We start from the raw sequence: 1,659 nt of genomic DNA, 5'->3' as shown, positions 1-1,659 counted from the left end.
GCCCGGGCGATCGGGCCGGCGGCCAGCAGCCCGGTCGCGGCGACCAGCAGAGCCAGGCCGAACGTCGGCAGCACGGCCAGCGGCAGCAGCCGGGCCGCGTCACCCTGCGGGCCGAGCCGGCGCCGCGGGATCGCCCACATCAGGCCGGTGTCCGCGCCGAAGCAGCAGATCGCCCCGGCGATGGTGACCAGGCCGATGACGCTGAACAGCGCACCCGAGCCGTCCGCACCGAAGGCCCGGACGATGACGGTGGTGAGCACGAACCCGAAGGCGCCGTTGACCGCCGCACCGACCAGCCCGATGGCCCCGCTGCGGGTGCTGCGGCGGACCTCGGTTTCGGCGGAACCGGGCGCGGCGACCGCTGTCATGCCGGCACTTCCTTCGGGCTGCGGTTGACCGGCCCGTCCACCGCCGCCAGCCCGAGGCCGAGGGCGAAGAACAGCACCGACATGTTGGGGTCGATGTAGGAGTAGAACGGCGTCACGATCGCGGCGATGACCGGCAGCGCGCTCAGCCACAGCCCGGACGGCGTCACGGCCGCCGCCAGCCGGCGCGCGATCACCAGCAGCAGCAGGTAGAAGCAGATCGTCGCCGGGATGCCGTGGCTGTAGAGCAGCTGCCAGATCATGCCCTGGGTGCCCAGCGGCTCGGACGCGTGCGTGGTGTCGACCGAGTTGGGCTGCCCGAAGCCCAGCAGCGGCGAGTGCACCACCGCGGCCCAGGTCTGCACATAGAGGTCGAAGCGGTCCGACGTGGTGTCCGTGCTGGAGGTGCGGTTGGTGATCAGGTCGAAGACCGGGATGAACAGCGTGACGATCCAGCCGATCAGCAAGATGCCGACGACGGGCAGCAACAGCCGGACCCGGCCGCGCATCACCTCCCGGAACAGCAGGTAGGCGACCCCGGCGCCCAGGCCGATGAACATGCCGCGGTTGAGCGTCAGGAACGCCGGGACCAGCGACAGCGGCAGCGAGACCAGCAGCACGATCCGCATCGGGCCGCGGCGCACCGACGTCAGGTACGCGAGCACGAACGGCACCAGGAAGCTGTACGCCGTACCCCAGTTGTTGGTGTACGGGTACGGCGCCGCCGGCCGGTAGATCGGGTTACGGCTGAACTTGTTGAACTCCGTCGAGTCCAGATGGGTGATGTCGAGGATGTACCGCTCGGCCTGCACCCCGTGCGGCAGCACCAGCTCGAACGGGCTCGGGAAGCTGAACGTCGGCAGCAGCACCCCGAGCCAGCCCAGCGCCACCATCGACAGCCAGAAGATCGCCAGCGGATTGGCCACCTTGGTCCACGGCACGCCGTCGCGGATCAGGTTGTAGACGTAGATCCCGACCAGCAGACCGGTGACCAGGTGCCCGAGCCGCAGGCCGAAGATGATCAGGTTGGTGACATAGGTCAGCCGGGTGGCGCTCACCGTGACGATGCCCAGGAAGATCAGCCACAGCACGGTTCCGGTGGGCAGCCGGATGTTGCCGCGCGAGGTCAGCAGGGACAGCAGCACCGCACCGAAGAGCGGCCAGGCGATGTAGAAGAGCCCGAGACCCCACCACAGCGGCAGCAGCGCGAACATGCCGACGATCGGCCACACCGGCAGCTTCGCCTGGCGTACCGCCCAGGCGCCCGGCTCCAGCACGCCCGGCTCGACCGGGG

1 protein-coding gene and 1 pseudogene are annotated in these 1,659 nt (G+C 69.9%); both read right to left on the bottom strand.

The window, feature by feature from the left end; genetic code table 11:
- A pseudogene (locus tag AB0C29_RS47225) lies at positions 1-368 on the bottom strand (lipopolysaccharide biosynthesis protein); the annotation flags it as partial.
- The coding region (locus tag AB0C29_RS47220) for an O-antigen ligase family protein (protein ID WP_360834758.1) at positions 365-1,659 on the bottom strand (1,295 nt) is incomplete at its 5' end. The gene AB0C29_RS47220 and the pseudogene AB0C29_RS47225, both read right to left, overlap by 4 nt.

This window comes from Actinoplanes sp. NPDC048791, from assembly GCF_040650095.1.
Taxonomy (GTDB): Bacteria; Actinomycetota; Actinomycetes; order Mycobacteriales; family Micromonosporaceae; genus Actinoplanes.
Note: the sequence above shows the minus strand (reverse complement) of the source record. Positions and strands in the feature narration are given on the sequence as shown.